The sequence below is a fragment of the Microbacterium sp. genome (assembly GCF_026393345.1).
GTDB lineage: Bacteria > Actinomycetota > Actinomycetes > Actinomycetales > Microbacteriaceae > Microbacterium.
The window spans coordinates 1-21,055 of sequence record NZ_JAPLAI010000002.1; the positions used below are offsets into that span (position 1 = coordinate 1).

Below are 21,055 nucleotides of genomic sequence, written 5' to 3' on the forward strand. Positions count from 1 at the left end.
AGCGGAACGCCTCGACCAGCTGATGCGGCAGGTTGCGGACGAAGCCGACGGTGTCGGTGAGCGTGTAGATGCGCCCGTCCTCGGTCTGCGAACGTCGGACGGTGGCATCCAGCGTGGCGAACAGGGCGTTCTCGACCAGGACGCCCGCCTGCGTGAGGCGGTTCAGCAGGCTGGACTTACCGGCGTTGGTGTAGCCGGCGATCGCGACACCGGGAATGGTGTTTCGGCGGCGTTCGGCGCGCTTGGCGTCTCGGGCCGGCCCGAAGTCGCGGATCTGCCGGCGCAGCTGCGCCATGCGGGTGCGGATTCGGCGGCGGTCCAGCTCGATCTTGGTCTCACCGGGGCCGCGCGATCCCATGCCGGCGCCGCCGGCGCCGACCTGGCCACCGGCCTGCCGGCTCATCGAGTCACCCCAGCCGCGCAGGCGCGGCAGCAGGTATTCCAGCTGCGCGAGTTCGACCTGGGCCTTGCCCTCGCGGCTCTTCGCGTGCTGACTGAAGATGTCGAGGATGACGGTGGTGCGGTCGATGACCTTGACCTTGACCACGTCCTCCAGGGCGCGGCGCTGACTGGGCGCGAGTTCCGTGTCCGCAATGACGGTGTCGGCGCCGACCGCCAGCACGATGTCGCGCAGCTCCTGCGCCTTGCCGCGACCGACGTAGGTCGCGGGGTCGGGATGGGGACGACGCTGCAGCACCGCGTCGAGGACGACGGCGCCAGCGGTCTCGGCGAGGGCGGCGAGCTCGCGCAGCGAGTTCTCCGCATCCTCGGTCTGACCCTGCGGGTGCACGCCCACGAGCACGACGTTCTCCAGCCGCAGCTGGCGGTACTCGACCTCGGTGACATCTTCGAGTTCGGTGGAGAGTCCCGGCACGCGCCGGAGAGCGGCACGTTCCTCACGGTCCCACTGCTCACCGTCGGTGTCGCCATACGCGACCGTCGACACGTCCTGAAGTGCCTGCGCGGCCCCACTCACGTGCACGCTGGCACGAGATTCCGAGCGCGACAGAATGCGCTCCACCGGGTCCATCGCCTGGTCTTCGTCCCTGTCCGTCATGTGCCCTTTCTGAGGCGCCGCCTGTGCGACGCCAACTCTAGCCTCCCGCCGCAGGCCCGTCCTCCGCTACGCTCGCTCCCATGTCTAGCGACCACTATTTCAGCGCGTCGCCCGCCAGCCCCGAGAATCTGCGCACCATTCGTGTTGTCCTGGCCGGACGTGACACCGAGGTCACGACCGCCGGTGGTGTCTTCAGTCCCGATCGGCTCGACGCGGGCACCGCAGTGTTGCTTTCGCACACCCCGCCGCCCCCGCCGGGAGGTCACCTGCTGGATCTCGGGAGCGGATGGGGTCCGATCTCGCTGAGCCTGGCGATGCACTCTCCGCGCGCGACGGTCTGGGCCGTCGACGTGAACGAGCGTGCCCTGGATCTGGTCCGGCGCAACGCTGAGGCCCACGGCCTCTCCAACATCAACGCCGTCACCCCCGACGATGTTCCCGAGGACGTCACGTTCCGCAGTATCCGCTCGAATCCCCCGATCCGGGTGGGCAAGAACGTGCTGCACGGGATGCTGGAGACCTGGCTGCCGCGACTGGACGAGCGATCCGATGCCTGGCTCGTGGTGGCGCGGAACCTCGGTGCCGACGCGTTGCAGCGGTGGATCACGGCATCCTTTCCGCAGGGGTTCAGCGTGCATCGCGCGGCGACCGCCCGCGGCTACCGCGTGTTGAAGGTGCGGCGCCACGGCAGCCCGCCGACGGAGCCGATCACCCTCGTCTGACCCGGCACGCCGACACCACGCCGTCATACGGCGCTGGTACGCTGCTCGACGAACGAGATATGGGCTGTGGGTGCGATCCGGGTGGGGGACGCGCCGGTAAGGAGACCCATGTCCGCCCGTCCGTCCGGCTTGTCCGGATACCGCTTCCTCCCCGCCACCGCGGGGTGGAGCTACCTGGTGGCAACCACGCTCGGGAAGCTCCCGATGTCGATGATCCCGCTCGCGGTCCTCACACTCACGACCGGTGCCACCGGCTCTCTCGCGATCGGCGGTTTCGCCGCCGCGGCCGCCGCGCTCGGTGAGGCGGTCGGCGGCCCTACCTCCGGCACCATCGCCGATCGAGTGGGTCAGCGCGCGGTGCTGCTCGCCGGCGTGGTCGTGAACGTCGCGGTGCTGGTGACGTTCACCCTCGGCGCGGGGGTGTTCCCGGATGCCACCACCGTCGCGCTGGCCGGGCTCGCGGGTCTGACGATTCCGCAGGTGGGCGCACTGTCGCGGGCGCGGTGGCTGGCGATGGTGCCGGACGATACGCACGCGGCGTTCGCGTTCGAAGGCGTCTCCGACGAGCTCGCATACATCATCGGTCCCGCGCTGGTCGGCGTGATCGCGGTGGCGGTGAGTCCGCAGGCGGCGATGCTCGCCACCGCCGCACTGATCGCGGTGTTCGTCACACAGTTCGCCCTCCATCGGACGCACCGCCTGGTGCCGCTGCGCCGCGACGTCGGTCCCTCCACGGTGACGGCCGCGGAGCGGCAGAGCGGGTCGCTGCGCCGGCGTGCCCTCCTCGGCGTCTGCCTCGTGGGTACCGTGTCGATGGGTGTCTTCTTCGGTGGCAGCCAGGCGGGCCTCACGGCGTTCGCCGCGCAGGTGGGCATCCCGGATGCGGGCGCGCTGCTGTACGCCGTCATGGCGGTCGGGTCGAGCATCACCACGCTGTCGATGGTCATGGTGCCGGCCCGGGTCGGTCCGTGGCTGCGGTGGACGGTCGCCGCGGCGGGAATGCTCGTGGGCGTCATTCTGCTGCTCATCGCCACGAACATCCCCACGGTGCTCGTGGCGGGACTCGTCGCGGGCGCGTTCCAGGGCCCCATGCTGCTGACGATCTTCGCGATCACCGGATCACTGACCGAGCGGGGCACCGGCGGGTTCATGATGGCGCTGCTCAACGGCGGCGTGGTCGTCGGCATCGGTATCGGCGCGGCGGTCACCGGGCCCATCGCCGAGGCCACCGGCCCCGTCGGCGCGTTCACCGTCGTGGCGTGCGCCTGCACGGTGCTGCTGGCGCTCGGCGTGTCCGCCGGCGTGACCGCACGGGTGCGACAACGTCAGGCGAGGGTCAGCTCGCCGGTGTAGACGAGGACGGCGGGGCCGGACAGCAGCACGTGACCGTCCCGCATCCGCACCCCGAGCTCGCCGCCCGGAACCTGCACCCGCCAGTCGTCGGGGGCTGCCTGCCCCGCCCACTCGCGGACCGCGAGGGCGGCGGCGGCGGTGCCGGTGCCGCAGCTGAGGGTCTCCCCCACGCCACGCTCGAACACCCGCATCCGGATGGTGCCGACGCCGCCGCGCACGAGCGGGTCGGCGGGCACGACGAACTCGACGTTCGCGCCGTGAGACGGGGCGGGCGTAAGGACGGGCTGGTAGGTCAGGTCAAGACCGGTGAGCTCGTCTTCGGCCGGGAGGGCGACGACGACGTGCGGGTTGCCGACGTCCACGCCGAGGCCCGGTCGGGCCACCGGGAGCCCGCGCGCCTGCACGAGCACGTCGGCATCGTCGAGCGTCCACGCGCCGAGGTCGACCTCGAACCCGTCCGGGGTGGCGGTGAGCGTCTTGACCCCGGCACGGGTGCCGATGGCCACCGGGTCGGCGCCGATCCGGGCCAGGGCGTTATCGGTGAGGTAGCGGGCGAAGACCCGGATGCCGTTGCCGCACATCTCGGCGACAGAACCGTCGGCGTTGCGATAGTCCATGAACCATTCCGCGCCGGCGGCGGCCGCATCCGCACCCTCGGCGATCGCCCCCGTACGCACCACGCGGAGGATGCCGTCGGCGCCCACGCCGAAGCGCCGGTCGCACAGCACGGCGACCTGGTCGTCGGTGAGCGCCAGCTCGCCGTCGGGATCGGCGACGATCACGAAGTCGTTCCCCGTGCCGTGACCTTTGGTGAATGTGAGGGTCTGCGGCATGCGCGCCAGTCTATCGGCGCGGCGCGGGAGGCCGGCTCAGGCGTCGGGGATGAGGCGTTTGCCGGTTGCCCAGGTGTCGAATGTCTCGTAGCCGAGGGCGGCGTAGAACCCGCGGGCCGCGGCGTTGTCGGGCCGCACCATGAGCTGCACCTTGGGGCAACCCATCGCCAGGAGGAGTCGCTCCGCTTCGGTGACGAGTGCGCGTCCGATGCCGAGGCCACGCCGCGTCGGGTCGGCGGCGAGGTAGTACAGCCAGCCACGATGCCCGTCGTAGCCGGCCATGACGCTCCCGATGACTTCCTCCCCCGACTCGGGCTCCGCCGTCGCAACCAGGAACAGCTCCGGCTGCACCGCGAGCTTTCGCTCGATGTCACGGTACGGGTCGTTCCAGGATCGGGTGAGCCCGGCGGCATGCCACAGCGCGACGACCTGCTCGGTGTCGGCGGGGCGGAAAGAGCGGATGCGGGTCATCTGTCGCTTTCGATCAGGGTCGCGGCGGGGGTGCCGGGGGTGACCCAGGTCACGTCGCGGTAGCGCCGGAACCAGGACACCTGCCGGCGGGCGTACCGGCGCGTCAGCGCCTGGGTCTCGGCGATAGCCTCTGCTTCGGTGGTCGTGCCGGCGAGCTGGGCGAGCGCCTGCGCGTAGCCGATCGCACGGGATGCGGTGGCCCCCCGCTCGAGGCCCTGCGCGCGAAGCGTCACGACCTCATCGAGCAGGCCGTCGCGCCACATCTGCGCGACCCGCTGGTCGAGGCGCGGCACGAGGTCCTCCCGCGGCAGCTGCACCCCGAGGATGCGGGTGTGCTCCTGCCACCGCAGCGGTTCCGCCGGAAGAGCGGCCCCGTGGGTGTCGGCGCCCTGCGCGAGCACCTCGAGGGCACGGACGATGCGCCGGCCGTTCCGCGGGTCCACCCGCCCGGCCGTCGCCGGGTCGGCGGTCTGCAGCCGCGCGAACAGGGCTCCCGGTCCGACGGCCTCGAGCTCGGCCTCCAGTGCGGCACGCACGTTCTCGTCGCGCGGCGGGAAGCGGAAGTCGAACAGCACGCTCGACACGTACAGGCCGGAGCCGCCGACGAGGATCGCGTCGGCGCCGCGCCCCTGCACCTCGGTGATCGCCGCCCGCGCCGCCTCCTGGTAGCGGGCGACGGCGGCCTCGTCGGTGACATCGAGGACGTCGAACAGGTGGTGCGGGATGCCACGACGTTCGGCGGCCGGGAGCTTCGCGGTGCCGATGTCCATGCCGCGGTAGAGCTGCATGGCGTCGGCGTTGACGATCTCTGCCGGCCGGCCGCGGGCAGCCAGCTCCTCGGCGAGATCGAGCGAGAGCGCGGTTTTGCCGGTGCCCGTGGCGCCGATCACCGCCCACAGGCGCGGTGCGACAGCGCCCGGGTGGGCCGCCATCACTCTCCGACGCGGAGGGTGGGCAGGCCGAGCGAGACGGCGCGGGGAGCACCGGATGCGGTCGGTGCGGGCACGCCGCAGGATTCGGTCTGCGTGCGATCCCAGGCGTCTCCCGAGCGAGTGCGCCGGATACGCAGGGACGCGCCGTCCGGGGCGTCGGCGAGCAGGTGGAAGGGCGCTGCGTGCGTCACGACGACCGACACGATGTCGCCCGGACGGGGCAGGGGCGACCCGGCAGGTACCTCGAAGTGCACCAGCCGGTTGTCCTCGGCGCGTCCGGTGAGGCGGTGCGTGGCCGCATCCTTCTTGCCCTCGCCGGTGGAGACGAGCAGGTTCACCTCGCGACCCACCTGCTTCTGGTTCTCCTCGAGGCTGATGCGCTCCTGCAGTGCGGCGAGGCGTTCGTACCGCTCCTGCACGATGTGCTTCGGAACCTGGTCGGGCATGGTCGCCGCCGGGGTGCCCTCACGGATCGAGTACTGGAAGGTGAAGGCACTGGCGAACCGGGCCTGCTCCACCACCCGGAGGGTCTCCTGGAAGTCCTCCTCGGTCTCGCCGGGGAAGCCGACGATGATGTCGGTGGAGATCGCCGCGTGCGGGATCTGCGCCCGCACCTTGTCGAGGATGCCGAGGAACTTCTCGCTGCGGTACGACCGCCGCATGGCGCGGAGGATCCGGTCGCTGCCGGACTGCAGCGGCATGTGGAGCTGCGGCATGACGGACGGCGTCTGCGCCATCGCGTCGATGACGTCGTCGGTGAAGGCGGCCGGGTGGGGGCTCGTGAACCGGATGCGTTCGAGGCCCTCGATCTCTCCGGCTGCGCGCAGCAGCTTGCCGAACGCTGCCCGGTCGCCGAACTCCACGCCGTACGAGTTGACGTTCTGCCCGAGCAGGGTGACCTCGAGGGCGCCATCGTCGACGAGCAGCCGGATCTCGTTCAGGATGTCGCCGGGGCGGCGATCCTTCTCCTTGCCGCGCAGGCTCGGGACGATGCAGAAGGTGCATGTGTTGTTGCAGCCGACGGAGATCGAGACCCAGCCGCTGTACACGCTGTCGCGCTTGGTCGGCAGGGTCGAGGGGAACACCTCGAGGGACTCCAGGATCTCGAGCTCGGCCGCGTCGTTGTGCCGCGCCCGCTCCAACAGGCCCGGCAAGGACCCCATGTTGTGCGTGCCGAAGACCACGTCGACCCACGGCGCCTTGGTGAGCACCGCATCCTTGTCCATCTGCGCCAGGCAGCCGCCCACGGCGATCTGCATGCCCGCGTGCTTGTCCTTGCGGCTCTTGAGGTGGCCGAGGGTGCCGTAGAGCTTGCCGGCCGCGTTGTCGCGCACGGCGCAGGTGTTGATGACGACGATGTCGGCGTCGGTGCCGGCGTCGGCGCGGATGTAGCCGGCGGACTCGAGAGACCCGGATAGTCGCTCGGAGTCGTGCACGTTCATCTGGCAGCCGAAGGTGCGCACCTCGTAGGTGCGGGGGCGACCGGCGGCGTCGTTCGCGGCCGCAGACGGGGCGATGAGCGTGGGAGCGCTGGAAGGGGCAGACATGATGCCAGTCATTCTACGTATCACCGCGGCACGCCCGGCGTTGCGGCATCGCTCAGCGGGAGACGAAGGGCCGCAGGAAGTCCGCCAGATGGGTGGTGTAGCCCACCGGATCCACGTTCCAGCTCTGGATGTGGCCCGCGTCCGGCACCGGGACGTATTGGGCCAGCGGGAGCGCTGCGGCGAAGCTCTCGCTGTCGATGTGGGGCACGAGCGGATCGGCGAGGCCCTGGAAGAGCAGAACCGGGAGCCGGTCGAACACCGCCGTCTGGTCGAGTTCGTCCAGCGAGGTCAGCGAGAGGTCGCCCCGCCACTGCACCGTCTGCCGCACGAGTGGGGACAGCACGCCCAGGTGAAGGCGGTCGGCCTGCCCGTCGATCACGGCCGACCAGTCGAGCACGGGCGCATCAAGCACCATCGCCACCACCCGCTCGGCGTGCGGGGACAGGTGCATGAACCGTGTGACGATACTGCCGCCCATGGAATCGCCGTAGAGGATGAATTTCTCGGCGCCCTGGCGGAGTGCGTAGCCGGCGGCCGCCTCGAGATCGTGCCACTCCCGCTCCCCCAGGCTGAACAGGCCGTTCGGGCTGGCCGGTGCGCCCTCGTCGTTGCGGTAGGAGATGAGTAGGGTCGGGAGTCCCGCCTCAGCCAGCGTCGGCAGGGGACGCAGGCCGCTCTGCCGCAGTCCGTCGATGCCGTGCACGAACAGCACCCAGGTGTCGCCGTCGCCGTCGACCTGCCATGCGGGCATCGCGCCGAGCTCGCCCTCGATGTCGACCTTCTTGAAGTCCAGGCCGATGGCGGTCTGCGGGTCGCCGGTCCACATATTGGGGTTGAGGTCGACGGCGGCTCCCACCTCCGGCGTACCCTCGGTCGCGACGAACTCACGGGTGATGGTGTCGTCGTCGGTGCGCAGGACCGGACCCACCACGGCTTCCCCGGCGATCTCCCCATCCGCACCCGTCCAGGTCAGCCCATAGGTACCCACCCGGGCGCCGGCATCCGTGCGCGACAGCGTGATCTCATCCGCATCCACGGCGATCACGGTGCCGGCCTTGGTGGTGAGGCTGTGATGCGGAGTGAGGAGGATCTGTGCGCTCCACACCGGGATGGCGACGATGGCCCCCGCGACGAGGACGACGACGACCCCCAGGGTCACGAGCGGCCACCGGCGTCGGTGCGTGCGGTTCGGGCGGGCCACGCCGCCGAGCATAGGGGATCGCCGCCGGTGCGAGTGCGCGGCGGGGCACTCGCACCGCCGCCGGAACGAGCGTCGGTCAGGACCCGATCTCGTCCAGCGCCTGCCGCGCCGCCGTCATCGAGACGCCCGAGGGGTAGCCGCGCCGGGACAGCTGTCCCACCAATCGACGCAGGGCCGCCTGATGGTCCTTGCCGCCCACCGCGCGGGCCTTCCGGCGGGCGAAGTCGAGGGCCCGCTCCAGGTCGTCGTCGGGGAGGCTTGCCAGCGCCGCGTCGGCGACATCCCGCGGCACGCCGCGTTTGGCGAGGGTCTGCGAGATGACCTGTCGGCCTTGACCGCGTCGCTCCACGCCGGAATGGACGAGCTGCTCGGCCAGCGCCGCATCGTTCAGATAACCGAGGTCGTGCATCCGGTCGAGCAGGGCATCCACTCCGTCCGCATCCAGGTCGTGGCCGACGAGCACGCTCCGCGCTTCCTGCACCGACAGCGACCGGGCGCGGAGTTTCCGCAGCAGCGCCTTTTCCGCCGCCTCGGCGCGGGCGGCGGGATCCAGCGGCTCCACGGTGTCGCGCGCGTCCGGGACAGGCCCGTCCGGCGCGATGTCGCCCGCCCGTGGGCGAGTGGAGCGCGCACCCCCGGTGCGAGACGCCCGCTCCCCCTCCGGACGACTCCGCGCGGAGGACCCCCGTGGGGCGTCGGAACGGTCCGGCATCGCACGGTCGCCGGCGTCGTCCGGTGTCACCTCGTCCTCGGGGTCCTCACGGAAGACCGGTCCGCGGCCGCCCGAGGTGCGCGGCGGCACCGAACGGGTCTGCGGCATGGAGCGGCCCCCGAACAGCGGGGTCACGGGGGCGAGTCGCTCGGACTCGCCCCCGTCTCCGGTGGTCACGCCCGCTTCTTGGCCAACTCGGCGACCGGGGGAACGGTCTCGGCAGCAGCCTCGCCGCCACGGGGAAGGCCGATGCCGAGCTTCGTCTTGATCTTCGATTCGATCTCGGCCGCGACGTCCACGTTCTTGATGAGGAAGTTGCGGGCGTTCTCCTTGCCCTGGCCGAGCTGCTCACCCTCGTACGTGTACCAGGCGCCCGACTTCTTCACGATGCCGTGCTCGACGCCGAAGTCGATCAGGCTGCCCTCGCGCGAGATCCCGATGCCGTAGAGGATGTCGAACTCCGCCTGCTTGAACGGCGGCGCCATCTTGTTCTTCACGACCTTGACGCGGGTGCGGTTACCGACCGCGTCGGTGCCGTCCTTGAGCGTCTCGATGCGGCGGATGTCGAGGCGGACCGAGGCGTAGAACTTCAATGCCTTACCGCCTGCCGTGGTCTCGGGAGAGCCGAAGAAGACGCCGATCTTCTCGCGCAGCTGGTTGATGAAGATCATCGTCGTGTTGGTCTGGCTGAGCCCACCGGTGAGCTTTCGCAACGCCTGCGACATGAGGCGGGCCTGCAGACCCACGTGGGAGTCGCCCATCTCGCCCTCGATCTCGGCCTTCGGCACGAGGGCCGCGACGGAGTCGATCACGACCAGATCGATGGACCCGGAACGCACGAGCATGTCGGCGATTTCCAGCGCCTGCTCACCGGTGTCGGGCTGCGAGACGAGGAGCGCGTCGATGTCGACGCCGAGCTTCATCGCGTAATCGGGGTCGAGCGCGTGCTCCGCGTCGATGAAGGCGGCGATGCCGCCAGCGCGCTGCGCGTTCGCGATCGCGTGCAGGGTCAGGGTGGTCTTACCCGAGGACTCCGGGCCGTAGATCTCGACGATGCGGCCACGCGGCAGGCCGCCGACGCCGAGAGCGACGTCGAGGGCGATGGAGCCAGTCGAGATGACCTCGACCGGGGCGCGGTCGTCGCTGCCCAGCCGCATGACCGAGCCCTTTCCGAACTGCGGGTCGATCTGGGCGAGGGCCGTTTCGAGGGCCTTCTCGCGGTCGGCGGGTGATGGCATGGCGTGCTCCTTATGCTCGCGTTTCCGTCGCCTGTAGGCTGTCGCGCTCTTCCCGGGACCCGGGCGGATGCTGCGACAAGGCGGTGAGGGTGTCGTGCTCCCCACGGTAGGGAGGGGCTCCGACATCGCCGGGGCATCCACCGCATCCGTGGAAAACGTCTCATCGACGTCCTCTGTGCAGGAGACTACGCCGCACTCGAACACATCTTCGACGACACGCCGCGGTTCAGCGACCGCGCGGTTCCAACCTGCCCACCCCGTAGCGGCGGTTCGGGGGCACGTCCATCTCGGCGCACAGCGCCAGCCACACGTCCCGCGGCGGCACGCCTGACGCAAGCACCTGGGCAGCGGAGCGCCCGTCGAACCCCGGCAGTGCCAGGTCTGTCAGCAGGTACCCGCCCTGAGCGCCGAACTCGTCGGCGACGGCGCGGTCGAACTCACTGCGACGCACGGGAAGGGTGCGCTCAGCGCAGCGAGAGTTCGGGTTCGACCTCGGCGACGAGCTCGTCGGGGACGACGTCCGGGAACGTGGTGAGGCCCTCCAGGACCGACAGCCGATCGGCGACCTCGCGCATGATGGTCGCGATGGGCACGTCGAGCGCCTCCGCGACGGCGCCGAGGATTTCGCTCGACGCTTCCTTCTGGCCCCGCTCGACCTCGCTGAGGTACCCGAGCGCGACACTGGCGCGGCTCGCGACCTGACGGAGGGTGCGGCCCTTCTGCTGTCGGAAGTCCCGCAGGACTTCCCCGATCTCGTGGCGTACCAAGATCATGTCGGGTCCCCTCCTCAACTCGCTCTGCGCGATCCGCACGGATCACGTCTCAACACATCAGGTTCTGACAATCTAAACCCGCGCGCTGTGCACGGGGTGAGAATCACCCAATGTAACCGCAGCGAAACACGACGTATTCCGTCACAGCGCTTCCAGCAGCAGTCGCAATGCCCGCCGGACCGTCTGGTCTCGGATCTCGTCGCGGGTGCCGTCGAGCTGCAGCGATTCGATGCGCGTGCCGAGTGCCGTCGCCACGGCGATGTGCACGGTGCCCACCGGCTGGCCATCGGGGGACGTGGGCCCGGCGATCCCCGTGGTCGCCACGCCGACGTCGGCGCGCTCCCCCATGACGGCGGTGGCATCGCGTACGCCCTCGGCCATCTGCCGCGCCACCTTCGGCTGCACCGGCCCGTGCTCCGCGAGAAACGCCGCATCCACGCCGAGCAGGGAGGTCTTCAGCGCCGTGTCGTAAGCCACGATGCCGCCCCGCACGCACGCGGAGGCGCCCGGCACGGTCACGAGGGATGCGACGAGGAGCCCGCCGGTGAGCGATTCGGCGACACCGACGGTCCAGCCGAGCTCCGTGAGACGGGCGACCACGCGCTCGGCGTCGGTCCGGCGGCCGTGGCGGACGATGGTGGTCGCGGCGTCGAGCGGTTCACCATCGAAATCTGCCGGTGAGGCGACCCCGCTCACGCCGGCGTTCCGCCCGTCGACGAGCGGCGCGCACCGCGGATCTCGCTGACGACGAAATCGATCCCGCTGGCGACCGTGAGCAGGACCGCGATCCACATCGTGACGATGTTGACCCAGACGACCCAGTCCCCCACGATTCCCGCCAGCGGCAGCAGGGCGAACGAGAGCGCGACGGCCTGCGCGACGGTCTTGAGCTTGCCCATCCACGCCGCCGCCAGCACATGGCTGCCCGCGACGACGAGCCGGTACACCGTGATCCCGATCTCGCGGATGAGAACGATGACCGTGACCCACCACGGCAGCTCTGCGAGGATCGACAGGCCGACGAAGGCGCAGCCGGTGAGCACCTTGTCGGCGATCGGGTCGAGGAGCTTCCCAAGATCGGTGACGATGTCGTTCTTCCGCGCGATGTGACCGTCGATGCCGTCGGAGGCGATCGCCACGATGAACAGCGCCGCCGCCCACCAGCGTGCCGGACCGTCCGTGCCGGCGTCTGCCAGCAACAACCAGAGGAAGACCGGTGCGCACAGGATGCGCACGATCGTGATCGCGTTCGGTAACTGCCTCGGTACTGCCACGGAGCGAGCCTATCGGCCGGTCAGTTGCCAGGCATCCTCGTCGCCGTCGGCGTCGTCCTCCACCACCGGCATTCCGGCGAACTGCTGGTCGACCGGGTCGCCGGCGTACGGGTCGTCGACCGGGGCGTCCTCCCCGCGCAGCCGCGCGAGGACACCGGCGAGCTGTTCCGGTGCGACGAGCACGTCGCGGGCCTTCGATCCCTCGGAGGGGCCGACGATCTCGCGCGATTCAAGCAGATCCATGAGCCGTCCCGCCTTCGCGAAGCCGACCCGGAGCTTGCGCTGCAGCATCGAGGTGGAACCGAACTGGGTGGAGATGATCTGCTCCGCCGCCGCCAGCAGCAGGTCGAGGTCGTCGCCGATGTCGGCGTCGATCTGCTTCTTCTCCGCCGCTGCGGCGACGTCCGACCGGTACTCCGGCCGGGCCTGGCCGGTGACGTGCTTGACGACCTTCTCGATCTCGGCCTCGCTGACCCAGGCGCCCTGCACCCGGATCGCCTTGGACGTGCCCATCGGCAGGAAGAGGCCGTCGCCCTGCCCGATGAGGCGGTCGGCGCCGGGCTGGTCGAGGATGACGCGGGAGTCGGTGACGCTGGTGACGGCGAACGCGAGCCGGGACGGCACGTTGGCCTTGATGAGGCCGGTGACGACGTCAACGGACGGGCGCTGGGTGGCGAGCACGAGGTGGATGCCGCTCGCCCGGGCAAGCTGCGTGATGCGCACGATCGAGTCCTCGACGTCGCGAGGCGCGACCATCATGAGGTCGGCGAGCTCGTCCACGACGACGAGCAGGTACGGGTACGGCTTCAGCACCCGCTCGCTGCCCGGCGGCAGCTGGATGGTGCCGGCGACGACCGCCTTGTTGAAATCGTCGATATGGCGGAACCCGAACGACGCCAGGTCGTCGTACCGCATGTCCATCTCTTTCACGACCCACTGCAGCGCCTCTGCCGCCTTCTTCGGGTTCGTGATGATCGGGGTGATCAGGTGCGGCACGCCGGCGTAGTTCGTCAGTTCCACCCGCTTCGGGTCGATCAGCACCATCCGCACCTCGGAGGGCTTGGCGCGCATCAGGAGGCTCGTGATCATCGAGTTCACGAAGCTGGACTTACCGGAGCCGGTGGAGCCCGCGACGAGCAGGTGAGGCATCTTGGCGAGGTTCGCGACGACGAAGCCGCCGCCGACGTCCTTGCCCACCCCGATCGTCATGGGGTGGGTCGACTGCTGAGAGGCGGGCGATCGGAGGATGTCGCCGAGGGTCACGATCTCGCGGTCGGTGTTGGGGATCTCGACACCGATGGCGCTCTTACCGGGGATGGGCGCGAGGATGCGGACCTCGTTGGACGCGACCGCGTAGGCGATGTTGTTGGTCAGCGCAGTGATGCGCTCCACCTTCACGCCCGGACCGACCTCGATCTCGTACTGGGTGACGGTCGGACCGCGGGAGAATCCGGTCACCCGCGCGTCGACCTTGAACTGCTCGAAGACGCCCATGATGGCCGCGACGATGCGATCGTTCGCCTCGGAGCGGGCCTTGGGGGCGCTGCCGGCGGCGAGGGCCGCCACGGACGGCAGCACGTACGGCGCGGACGGCGGGACGCGGTCGCCGGTGGCACCGAATCCGGTGGCATCCGGGAGCGCGTCGAACTCGCCGGTATCCCCGTCATCCTGCAGCGCAGTGGCGCTGCGCTCGGCGGCGGCGCGCTCCACCGCGGCCAGCACGGACGGGTCGATGACCTCGGTGAGCGCGTCAGGCCCGGGCGGCACGGGCGGGGCGGGATGCGGGGCCGCCGGCGCGAGCGGGTGATCGAAAGCGTCCTGGACGGACGCGGTGCCGCCGAGGAGTTCGGTGAGGTCCTGCGAACCGATCCCATCGTCGGGGTCCTCTTCGCGGCCGGTCTTGTTCCGTCGCCACCACGGGATCGACTCGGTGGCGTCGTCGTCGGCCGGGGCGGCGGTCTCCGGCGTGAGGGCGGCAGGTTCGGGGCGCTCGGCGCCGAACATCCAGGCGTAGAGGTCGCCGAGACGACGGCCGATGCGGTTCGGCGGGGTCTTGGTGAGGATGAGGATGCTGAGCGCGGTCACGAGCCCGAGCACCACCGCGGCACCGATCGGGGTGAGCAGCAGCGCGAGCGGCTCCCCCACCATCCAGCCGAACAGGCCACCGGCACGGCTGAGCGCGGGAAGTCCTTCGCTCGGCTCGGGGCGTCCGCCGAAGACATGGCAGAAGCCGGCGATGCAGACGATGAACAGAGCGAAGCCGATCCCGATACGACCGTTGTCGTGCACGGACGACGGATGCCGGAACAGCCAGCCGGCGAGGAGCACCAGCAGCACGGGGAGGAGGAACGCCAGTCGGCCGAGGAGCCCGCCGACGGTGTAGGCGGAGACGAGCGCGGCGGCTTCGGTGCCGATGAAGAACCACTCCACCGTGGCACCGGCGATCGCGAGCAGCACCAGCAGGAACGGGAAGCCGTCGCGGCGCTGCTCCTTATCGAGCGTCTCTGGCCCGAACGTGCGGAACAATCCCCCGGTGGCATGGGCGAGGCCGAGCCACGCGCGCGCGGCGAGCGGCGGCTTCTCCTCCTCGCCGACATACTTCTTGGGTGCGGGGGCGGGCTTCTTGCGGGCGCCCGAGGAGGACCCCTTCGCGGGCGTGCGGCCGCGGGTGGTCGTGCCGGTACTCCTGGCCATGCGCTCCACGCTATTGCGCGGGGCCGACATCGGCCGGGAGCGACGCGGCAAAGCCGTCAGTTCAGCCGCGCGACCATGGTGTCGCGACCGTTCCCGGCCTCGGTCACCACGAACCCTTCGCTGCGGTACAGCGTCCGGGCGAAGTTATCGCGTTCCACGCTCAGGCAGAGGCGCGAATGCCCCTCGGCGCGTGCCGCAGCCACGAGCCACTGCAGCAGGGCACGCCCCACCCCGTGCGCCCGCCAGATGGGGCGCACGCCGATGATGAGCTCCGGCACGCCCGTCCCGACATAGCCGAATCCGGGCTCGGTGCGCGGCAGCATCCGGTACCAGGCGGCGCCGATCGGCTGGTCCTGCTCGTCGACCGCCACGGCGCCGACGTCACTCGGGCGCATCCAGCCGGTGACGTAGCGGCCGTGGCGGAGATCGTCGAGGATCTGGTGCCGCGGTCGCGCCGCTCCGGCGCGCCAATTGACGGCCTCGACGACCATGTCCGCGAGGAACGCGCCGTCGGCCTGCACGGCCGGTCGGATGCGGAAACGCGCGGGCATGCCCGCATCCTACCGACGTGCGGGGCGGGTTACGCCTCGATGACCAGCGGCACGATCATGGGACGGCGACGCAGGCGCTGGTTCACCCAGCGTCCGATCGTGCGCCGCATGACCTGCGACAACGCGTGCGAGTCGCGGACTCCAGAGGCGGCGGCCTCGGCCAGGGCGGCCGCGATCTTCGGCTTCACGTCGTCGAAGACGGTGTCGTCCTCGGCGAAACCGCGGGCGTGGATCTCCGGGCCGCTGATGACCCGGCCGGTGGCGGCGTCCACGACCGCGATGACGGAGATGAACCCCTCCTCGGCGAGGATGCGGCGGTCCTTGAGGTCGGCGTCGGTGACCCCGCCGACGGTGGAGCCGTCGACATACACGAACCCGATGTCGTACTGACCCGCGACGTGCGCCTCGCCAGCCTTCAGATCGATGACGGTGCCGTTCTCGGCGAGGAACGTCCGGTCCGCGGAGATGCCGGTGTCCTGCGCCAGCTTGGCGTTGGCCATGAGGTGCCGGTACTCGCCGTGCACGGGCAGCACGTTCTTCGGCTTGAGGATGTTGTAGCAGTACAGCAGCTCGCCCGCGGCGGCGTGACCGGAGACGTGCACCTTGGCGTTGGCCTTGTGCACGACGGTCGCGCCGAGCTTGGTGAGGCCGTCGATGACGCGGTAGACCGCGTTCTCGTTGCCCGGGATGAGGCTCGAGGCGAGGATGACGGTATCGCCCTCGCCGGGCTCGATCGCGTGATCGAGGTTGGCCATGCGCGAGAGCACCGCCATCGGCTCACCCTGGGAGCCGGTGGACATGTAGACGATCTTGTCGTCCGGGATGTCCTTGGCCTTCTTGTAGTCGATCAGGACGCCCTTGGGCACCTTGAGGTAGCCGAGGTCCTCCGCGATCGTCATGTTGCGCACCATGCTGCGCCCGAGGAACGCGACCCGGCGGCCATTGGCGGCTGCTGCGTCGATGACCTGCTGCACGCGGTGCACGTGGCTGGAGAAGCTCGCCACGATGACGCGGCGCGGCGACTTCGCGATGACCTGGTCGAGGACCGGCCCGATCGCGCGCTCGGTCGGCGTGAACCCGGGGACGTCGGCGTTGGTGGAGTCGACGAGGAAGAGGTCAACGCCCTCCTCGCCCAGCCGCGCGAAGGCGCGGAGGTCGGTGAGGCGGCCGTCGAGCGGCAGCTGATCCATTTTGAAGTCGCCGGTGGCGAGCACGAGCCCGGCAGGGGTGCGGATCGCGACGGCGAGCGCGTCGGGGATGGAGTGGTTCACCGCGATGAACTCCAGGTCGAACGGGCCGACCTTCTCGCGCTGCCCCTCTGTGACCGTCAGCGTGTACGCCTTGATCCGGTGCTCCTTGAGCTTCGCCTCGATGAGCGCGAGGGTCAGTTGCGAGCCGATGAGGGGAATGTCGGGCTTCAGCTTGAGCAGATATGGCACCGCACCGATGTGGTCCTCGTGGCCGTGCGTGAGCACGACGCCCACGATGTCGTCGAGGCGCTCACGAATCGGCGCGAAGTCCGGGAGGATCAGGTCGACGCCGGGCTGGTGCTCCTCCGGGAAGAGCACGCCGCAGTCGACGATGAGGATCTTGCCCTCGTACTCGAACGTCGTCATGTTGCGGCCGACCTCGCCGAGACCACCGAGCGGTGTCACGCGCAGGGTTCCGGCGTCGAGGGCGGGGGGATCGTAAACGGTGGTGGCCATCGCCTGCCTTTCCGGATGCCGCGAGGATGCCGCATCCGTTCATCGCGCCCGTCAGGGGCGCCTGTGTCCCGCCTCGTGGCGGGTATGTCAACGCGTCGTGCCGTGCACCTTCGGCAGGGCGCCGCCGGCGGCGGCGTTGCGGTCGGGACGGAAGTTCGAGAAGTCGACTCCGGCGACGTCGCGCACGAGGTCGAGCTCGTCCTCGATGATCGCGGCCTCCCACTCCTCCGGGCCGACGAGCGGCAGCCGGACGCGGGGGCTGGAGATGCGGCCGAGGCCGTGGAGGATGTACTTCGCACTCACGGTGCCGGGGACGTGGGTCATCACGGCGCGGACGAGCGGCTCGAGCTTCTGGTGTGCCTCGGTCGCACGGTGCAGGTCGCCGGCGTTCACCGCATCCACCATGGTCCGGTATGGCGCGGCGGTGATGTTCGCGGTCACGCCGATCATGCCGCTGGCGCCGATCGCGAGGTGAGGCAGGACGTTGGCGTCGTCGCCGGAGAAGTACATCAGGTCCGTCTGGTTCAGCACGCGGCTGACCTCGCTGAAGTCGCCCTTGGCGTCCTTGATGGCGAGGATGTTCGGGTGCTTGGCCAGGCGCATGATCGTCTCGTACTTGATCGGCACGCCGGTGCGCCCGGGGATGTCGTAGAGGATCACCGGCAGGTCGGTCGCGTCGGCGACGAGCCGGAAGTGGGTGAGGATGCCGGCCTGGGTCGGCTTGTTGTAGTACGGCGTGACGATCATGATGCCGTCGGCGCCGGCCTTCTCGCTGGCCTTGTAGAGCTCGATGGCGTGTGCGGTCTCGTTCGACCCGCCGCCGGTGATGATCTTGGCGCGGCCGGCGGCGACATCCTTGCCGACCTCCACGAGCTTCAGCTTCTCGGGGTCGGTGAGCGTCGAGGTCTCCCCCGTCGTGCCGGTGACCACGATGCCGTCGGCGCCGGAGACGATGACATCGTCGATGTGCTTCTCCACGGCGGGCCAGTCGACCTCGCCGTCGGCCGTCATCGGAGTGACGAGCGCGACGAGCACCTGTCCGAAAGGGTTGCCCGCGTGCGTCATACCTCCTAGGTTATCGGTTCCGCGGGCGTCGTTCACCGGCCCTCCTAGGCTGGGCTCATGGCATGGCGCACCCGCGAGTCCCGCACCGTCTATGAGAACCGATGGATCCACGTCCGTGAGGACCAGGTCTCCGGCCCGCACGGCGACGGGATCTACGGGGTGGTCCGGATGCAGCATCCCGCCGTGTTCGTCGTGGCAATGGACGGCGAGGACCGGGTCTGCCTGGTCGGGTTGGAGCGCTACACCACCGGGTGGTCGTGGGAGGTTCCGGCCGGCGGGTCGGACGGCGACGAACCGCTCGCGGCCGCGCAGCGCGAACTCCTCGAGGAGACCGGGCTGCAGGCGGCGGAATGGACGCCGCTCGGCACCATGCACGCGCTGAACGGCATCGCGGACGCCCCCGAGCACGTGTTCCTCGCCCGCGGTCTCACCGCGACGGCGGATGCCGCCTGGACGCAGCACGAGGAGGGCATCGACGAGGTCGTCTGGGTGCCGTTCGCCGAGGCGCTGGCGATGGTCGCCGACGGGCGCATCAGCGACGGCGAGACGATCGCGGCGCTGGCCTACGCCGGCATCCACCTCGGCCGTTTCACCTGAGACCCGCGCACCGCCCGCTCACCTGTCGCGAAGTGCGACCCACAAGCGCAACCAGCGACAGGGGAACCGACGGCGGGGATGCGGAGCGGAGCCGAGACGGCGGTCAGCGGCCGCGCATGCCCAGGCGGAAGGCGAGGGCGTCGGGAAGCACCCGCACCAGGGCGGTCAGCATCCGGTACCGCCACGTCGGCACCGACACCGCCTTGCCACGGGCGACGTCGGCGAGGGACTGCGACACGACGGTCCTCGCGTCGAGCCACATCCACGCCGGGATGCCTTCCTCCCCGGGCGGGAGGCCCAGCCGCTCGTGGAAGTTCGTGTGCGTGTAGCCGGGACACACCGCCGTGACCGTCACCCCGCGCGGCGTGTAGACCGCGTTCGCCCAGCGACTGAAGGACACCAGCCACCCCTTAGACGCGCCGTATGTCGATCGCGGCATGAAGGCGGCCACGGACGCGACGTTGAGGATGCGGCCGCGTCCCCGTGCCAGCATCGGGCCGAGCGCGGCATGGGTGAGCCGCATCGGGACCTCGACGTGCAAGGCCAGGTGCCCCGCCTCGTCCTCGATGTCGTTGGTCTCGAAGGCGAGCGGCAGCCCGAAGCCGGCGTTGTTGATGAGCACGTCGATCGGTCGGTCCTCGTCGGCCAGACGGGCTTCGACCCTGCCTCGATCCCGCCCGCGCAGCAGGTCGGCGCGGAGGACCTCGACCTCCACGCGACCGCGCAGGCGTGCCGCGACCTCCTCGAGGGCGACGCGATCGCGTCCGACCAGGACCAGGTCCGCGCCCTTGCCGGCCAGCTGGTGCGCGTATTCGGCGCCGAGACCGGAGCTGGCGCCGGTGATGAGAGCCGTGGGCATCTCTACGCCTTCCGTTCGTACCGCACGAACCGGTACCGGATGCCGGTGCGCGAGGTGTGCCATCCATCCCCCGGGTCCTCGGCCACGGGCGCCCAGCCCGCGATGTCGGGGGCCTGGGTATCGCCGGCGACCTCCAGGTCGAGGTAGGTGATCTCGAGCAGGTCGGCGTCGGCGATCGCCTGCCGGTAGAGCTGCCCGCCGCCGATGACCCATACGCGGTCGCCGGTCGCGTCCTCCGACAACGCCTCGCCGAGCGAGCCGGCACGCACCGCGCCGGGCGCCGCCCAGTCGGCCTGCCGGGTGACGACGATGTTCGTCCGCCCCGGCAGCGGCCGGAAGCGTTCCGGCAGTGATTCCCACGTGCGCCGCCCCATGATGACGGCGGCATCGCCGGTCACCGCCTTGAAGTGAGCGAGATCTTCGGGCACATGCCAGGGCATGCCGCCCGCGGCCCCGATGACGCCCCCCTTGGCTTCGGCCCAGATCAACCCCACCCGGGTCATACCGCGACGGCTCCGCGGATCGCGGGGTGGTGCTGGTAGTCCTCGACGACGATGTCGTCGTAGGTGTAGTCGAAGATCGATTCCGGCCGCCGGGCGAACCGGAGCGTCGGGTACGGGTAGGGGTCGCGGCTCAGCTGCTCCTGCACCTGCTCGCGATGGTTGTCGTAGATGTGGCAGTCGCCGCCGGTCCAGACGAAGTCGCCGAGGCCGAGCCCGGCCTGCTGGGCGATCATGGCGGTCAGCAGGGCGTACGAGGCGATGTTGAACGGCACCCCGAGGAACATGTCGGCGCTGCGCTGATACAGCTGGCAGGAGAGTTTGCCGTCGGCGACGTAGAACTGGAACAGGGCGTGGCAGGGAGCGAGCGCCATGTCCGGGATGTCGGCGGGGTTCCACGCCGATACGATCAACCGCCGCGAATCGGGGGTCGTCCGGATCTGGTCGATGACCTGCGAGATCTGGTCGATGGTGTCGCCGCCCGCGGTCGGCCAGGAGCGCCACTGCACCCCATAGACCGGGCCGAGCTCCCCCGCCGCATCCGCCCACTCGTCCCAGATCGTGACGCCGTGCTCCTGCAGCCAGCCGACGTTCGAGGATCCCTGCAGGAACCACAACAGCTCGTACACGATCGACTTCATGTGCACGCGCTTGGTCGTGATGAGCGGGAACCCCTCGGCGAGGTCGAAGCGGATCTGCCGGCCGAACACACGATAGAGCTCCAGCTCCTCCGCCAATTCGTGGGGCTCGAGCACGTCACGGAGCAGATCTTCGTAGGGCGTCGGGATCTCGGCGGTCACGCGCCTCACGATACCCGCCCCCACGGACGGCGGCCCCGGGACATCCCGGGGCCGCCGCGCGTCACGTCTCGCCTCAGCGGGCGAGCTCGCGAACGCTTCCCCGCTCCAGCCGCAGGCGCCGGCCCGCAAGACGCGCCACCGCCGAATCGTGGGTGACCACGATGAGGGTG

Annotated in this window: 22 protein-coding genes; 3 read left to right on the top strand and 19 right to left on the bottom strand. The window is 70.2% G+C overall.

Annotated features, from left to right (window positions below):
* The coding region (gene hflX / locus NT132_RS00050) for a GTPase HflX (protein WP_297782897.1) at window positions 1-1,057 on the bottom strand (1,057 nt) is incomplete at its 3' end.
* A gap of 80 nt (window positions 1,058-1,137) precedes the next feature.
* Between hflX and NT132_RS00055 the strand changes: the two genes are divergently transcribed.
* Complete coding sequence (locus NT132_RS00055) at window positions 1,138-1,779, top strand: methyltransferase (protein WP_297782900.1); 642 nt, start codon at window positions 1,138-1,140, stop codon at window positions 1,777-1,779.
* A 108-nt stretch (window positions 1,780-1,887) separates the two neighbouring features.
* Window positions 1,888-3,132, top strand: coding sequence for an MFS transporter (locus tag NT132_RS00060; protein WP_297782903.1), 1,245 nt, complete (start codon window positions 1,888-1,890; stop codon window positions 3,130-3,132).
* Here the strand turns inward: NT132_RS00060 and dapF are convergent.
* From dapF to dapA, 15 genes are all read right to left on the bottom strand, one after another.
* Window positions 3,105-3,965 (bottom strand): diaminopimelate epimerase, encoded by an 861-nt coding sequence (dapF, locus tag NT132_RS00065; RefSeq protein WP_297782908.1) that lies wholly within the window; start codon window positions 3,963-3,965, stop codon window positions 3,105-3,107. The two genes, NT132_RS00060 and dapF, sit on opposite strands and share 28 nt — an antisense overlap.
* A 36-nt stretch (window positions 3,966-4,001) precedes the next feature.
* Window positions 4,002-4,436 carry a GNAT family acetyltransferase gene (locus NT132_RS00070; protein ID WP_297782912.1) on the bottom strand — a complete coding sequence of 145 codons (435 nt, stop codon included), beginning with the start codon at window positions 4,434-4,436 and terminating at the stop codon, window positions 4,002-4,004.
* Complete coding sequence (gene miaA / locus NT132_RS00075; protein ID WP_297782917.1) at window positions 4,433-5,368, bottom strand: tRNA (adenosine(37)-N6)-dimethylallyltransferase MiaA; 936 nt, start codon at window positions 5,366-5,368, stop codon at window positions 4,433-4,435. Before miaA ends, NT132_RS00070 begins: the two co-directional genes overlap by 4 nt.
* On the bottom strand, window positions 5,368-6,915 hold the full coding sequence (miaB, locus tag NT132_RS00080) for a tRNA (N6-isopentenyl adenosine(37)-C2)-methylthiotransferase MiaB (protein WP_297782920.1): 1,548 nt from the start codon (window positions 6,913-6,915) through the stop codon (window positions 5,368-5,370). The genes miaA and miaB overlap by 1 nt, the downstream gene beginning before the upstream one ends.
* 52 nt (window positions 6,916-6,967) lie before the next feature.
* Window positions 6,968-8,116 (bottom strand): hypothetical protein, encoded by a 1,149-nt coding sequence (locus NT132_RS00085; protein WP_297782923.1) that lies wholly within the window; start codon window positions 8,114-8,116, stop codon window positions 6,968-6,970.
* A gap of 76 nt (window positions 8,117-8,192) precedes the next feature.
* Entirely contained in the window at window positions 8,193-9,005 is an 813-nt protein-coding gene (locus NT132_RS00090; protein ID WP_297782926.1) for a regulatory protein RecX, read from the bottom strand.
* A complete protein-coding gene (recA, locus tag NT132_RS00095; RefSeq protein WP_297782929.1) occupies window positions 9,002-10,066 on the bottom strand; it encodes a recombinase RecA in 1,065 nt (354 codons plus the stop codon). The genes NT132_RS00090 and recA overlap by 4 nt, the downstream gene beginning before the upstream one ends.
* A gap of 226 nt (window positions 10,067-10,292) precedes the next feature.
* Window positions 10,293-10,517: a DUF3046 domain-containing protein gene (locus NT132_RS00100; protein ID WP_297782932.1), complete on the bottom strand. Its 225-nt coding sequence runs from the start codon at window positions 10,515-10,517 to the stop codon at window positions 10,293-10,295.
* Window positions 10,518-10,530: 13 nt separating this feature from the next.
* Window positions 10,531-10,839 carry a helix-turn-helix transcriptional regulator gene (locus NT132_RS00105; RefSeq protein ID WP_297782935.1) on the bottom strand — a complete coding sequence of 103 codons (309 nt, stop codon included), beginning with the start codon at window positions 10,837-10,839 and terminating at the stop codon, window positions 10,531-10,533.
* 141 nt (window positions 10,840-10,980) lie between these two features.
* A complete protein-coding gene (locus NT132_RS00110; RefSeq protein WP_297782970.1) occupies window positions 10,981-11,439 on the bottom strand; it encodes a CinA family protein in 459 nt (152 codons plus the stop codon).
* A gap of 92 nt (window positions 11,440-11,531) precedes the next feature.
* Window positions 11,532-12,113, bottom strand: a complete 582-nt coding sequence (gene pgsA, locus NT132_RS00115; protein ID WP_297782938.1) for a CDP-diacylglycerol--glycerol-3-phosphate 3-phosphatidyltransferase — start codon at window positions 12,111-12,113, stop codon at window positions 11,532-11,534.
* A gap of 9 nt (window positions 12,114-12,122) precedes the next feature.
* On the bottom strand, window positions 12,123-14,807 hold the full coding sequence (locus NT132_RS00120; protein ID WP_297782942.1) for a DNA translocase FtsK: 2,685 nt from the start codon (window positions 14,805-14,807) through the stop codon (window positions 12,123-12,125).
* A 56-nt stretch (window positions 14,808-14,863) separates the two neighbouring features.
* A complete protein-coding gene (locus NT132_RS00125) occupies window positions 14,864-15,358 on the bottom strand; it encodes a GNAT family N-acetyltransferase (RefSeq protein WP_297782945.1) in 495 nt (164 codons plus the stop codon).
* Between the two features lie 29 nt (window positions 15,359-15,387).
* A complete protein-coding gene (locus tag NT132_RS00130) occupies window positions 15,388-17,064 on the bottom strand; it encodes a ribonuclease J (RefSeq protein ID WP_297782948.1) in 1,677 nt (558 codons plus the stop codon).
* Between the two features lie 87 nt (window positions 17,065-17,151).
* On the bottom strand, window positions 17,152-18,129 hold the full coding sequence (gene dapA, locus NT132_RS00135) for a 4-hydroxy-tetrahydrodipicolinate synthase (RefSeq protein ID WP_297782952.1): 978 nt from the start codon (window positions 18,127-18,129) through the stop codon (window positions 17,152-17,154).
* Between the two features lie 57 nt (window positions 18,130-18,186).
* On the opposite strand from dapA, the gene NT132_RS00140 reads away from it, so the two are divergent.
* A complete protein-coding gene (locus NT132_RS00140; protein ID WP_297782957.1) occupies window positions 18,187-18,726 on the top strand; it encodes an NUDIX hydrolase in 540 nt (179 codons plus the stop codon).
* Between the two features lie 103 nt (window positions 18,727-18,829).
* Here NT132_RS00140 and NT132_RS00145 read toward each other — a convergent pair whose 3' ends face one another.
* Genes NT132_RS00145 through NT132_RS00155 form a run of 3 tightly spaced genes read right to left on the bottom strand, consistent with a single transcriptional unit; the run spans window position 18,830 to window position 20,885 of the window.
* Window positions 18,830-19,585: an SDR family NAD(P)-dependent oxidoreductase gene (locus NT132_RS00145; protein WP_297782961.1), complete on the bottom strand. Its 756-nt coding sequence runs from the start codon at window positions 19,583-19,585 to the stop codon at window positions 18,830-18,832.
* A 2-nt stretch (window positions 19,586-19,587) separates the two neighbouring features.
* The gene (locus NT132_RS00150) at window positions 19,588-20,088 is read right to left on the bottom strand and encodes a dihydrofolate reductase (protein WP_297782964.1); all 501 of its coding nucleotides are present in this window, start codon (window positions 20,086-20,088) and stop codon (window positions 19,588-19,590) included.
* Window positions 20,085-20,885 (bottom strand): thymidylate synthase, encoded by an 801-nt coding sequence (locus tag NT132_RS00155; protein ID WP_297782967.1) that lies wholly within the window; start codon window positions 20,883-20,885, stop codon window positions 20,085-20,087. The genes NT132_RS00150 and NT132_RS00155 overlap by 4 nt, the downstream gene beginning before the upstream one ends.
* Window positions 20,886-21,055 lie beyond the last annotated feature (170 nt).

Coding starts and splice junctions, on each gene's coding strand:
- miaA (WP_297782917.1), bottom strand. CDS start 5,368: ATGGCGGCCCACCCGGGCGCTGTCGCACCGCGCCTGTGGGCGGTGATC.
- recA (WP_297782929.1), bottom strand. CDS start 10,066: ATGCCATCACCCGCCGACCGCGAGAAGGCCCTCGAAACGGCCCTCGCC.
- NT132_RS00070 (WP_297782912.1), bottom strand. CDS start 4,436: ATGACCCGCATCCGCTCTTTCCGCCCCGCCGACACCGAGCAGGTCGTC.
- NT132_RS00120 (WP_297782942.1), bottom strand. CDS start 14,807: ATGGCCAGGAGTACCGGCACGACCACCCGCGGCCGCACGCCCGCGAAG.
- NT132_RS00150 (WP_297782964.1), bottom strand. CDS start 20,088: ATGACCCGGGTGGGGTTGATCTGGGCCGAAGCCAAGGGGGGCGTCATC.
- NT132_RS00055 (WP_297782900.1), top strand. CDS start 1,138: ATGTCTAGCGACCACTATTTCAGCGCGTCGCCCGCCAGCCCCGAGAAT.
- NT132_RS00125 (WP_297782945.1), bottom strand. CDS start 15,358: ATGCCCGCGCGTTTCCGCATCCGACCGGCCGTGCAGGCCGACGGCGCG.
- miaB (WP_297782920.1), bottom strand. CDS start 6,915: ATGTCTGCCCCTTCCAGCGCTCCCACGCTCATCGCCCCGTCTGCGGCC.
- NT132_RS00060 (WP_297782903.1), top strand. CDS start 1,888: ATGTCCGCCCGTCCGTCCGGCTTGTCCGGATACCGCTTCCTCCCCGCC.
- NT132_RS00105 (WP_297782935.1), bottom strand. CDS start 10,839: ATGATCTTGGTACGCCACGAGATCGGGGAAGTCCTGCGGGACTTCCGA.
- dapA (WP_297782952.1), bottom strand. CDS start 18,129: ATGACGCACGCGGGCAACCCTTTCGGACAGGTGCTCGTCGCGCTCGTC.
- NT132_RS00130 (WP_297782948.1), bottom strand. CDS start 17,064: ATGGCCACCACCGTTTACGATCCCCCCGCCCTCGACGCCGGAACCCTG.
- NT132_RS00145 (WP_297782961.1), bottom strand. CDS start 19,585: ATGCCCACGGCTCTCATCACCGGCGCCAGCTCCGGTCTCGGCGCCGAA.
- dapF (WP_297782908.1), bottom strand. CDS start 3,965: ATGCCGCAGACCCTCACATTCACCAAAGGTCACGGCACGGGGAACGAC.
- NT132_RS00140 (WP_297782957.1), top strand. CDS start 18,187: ATGGCATGGCGCACCCGCGAGTCCCGCACCGTCTATGAGAACCGATGG.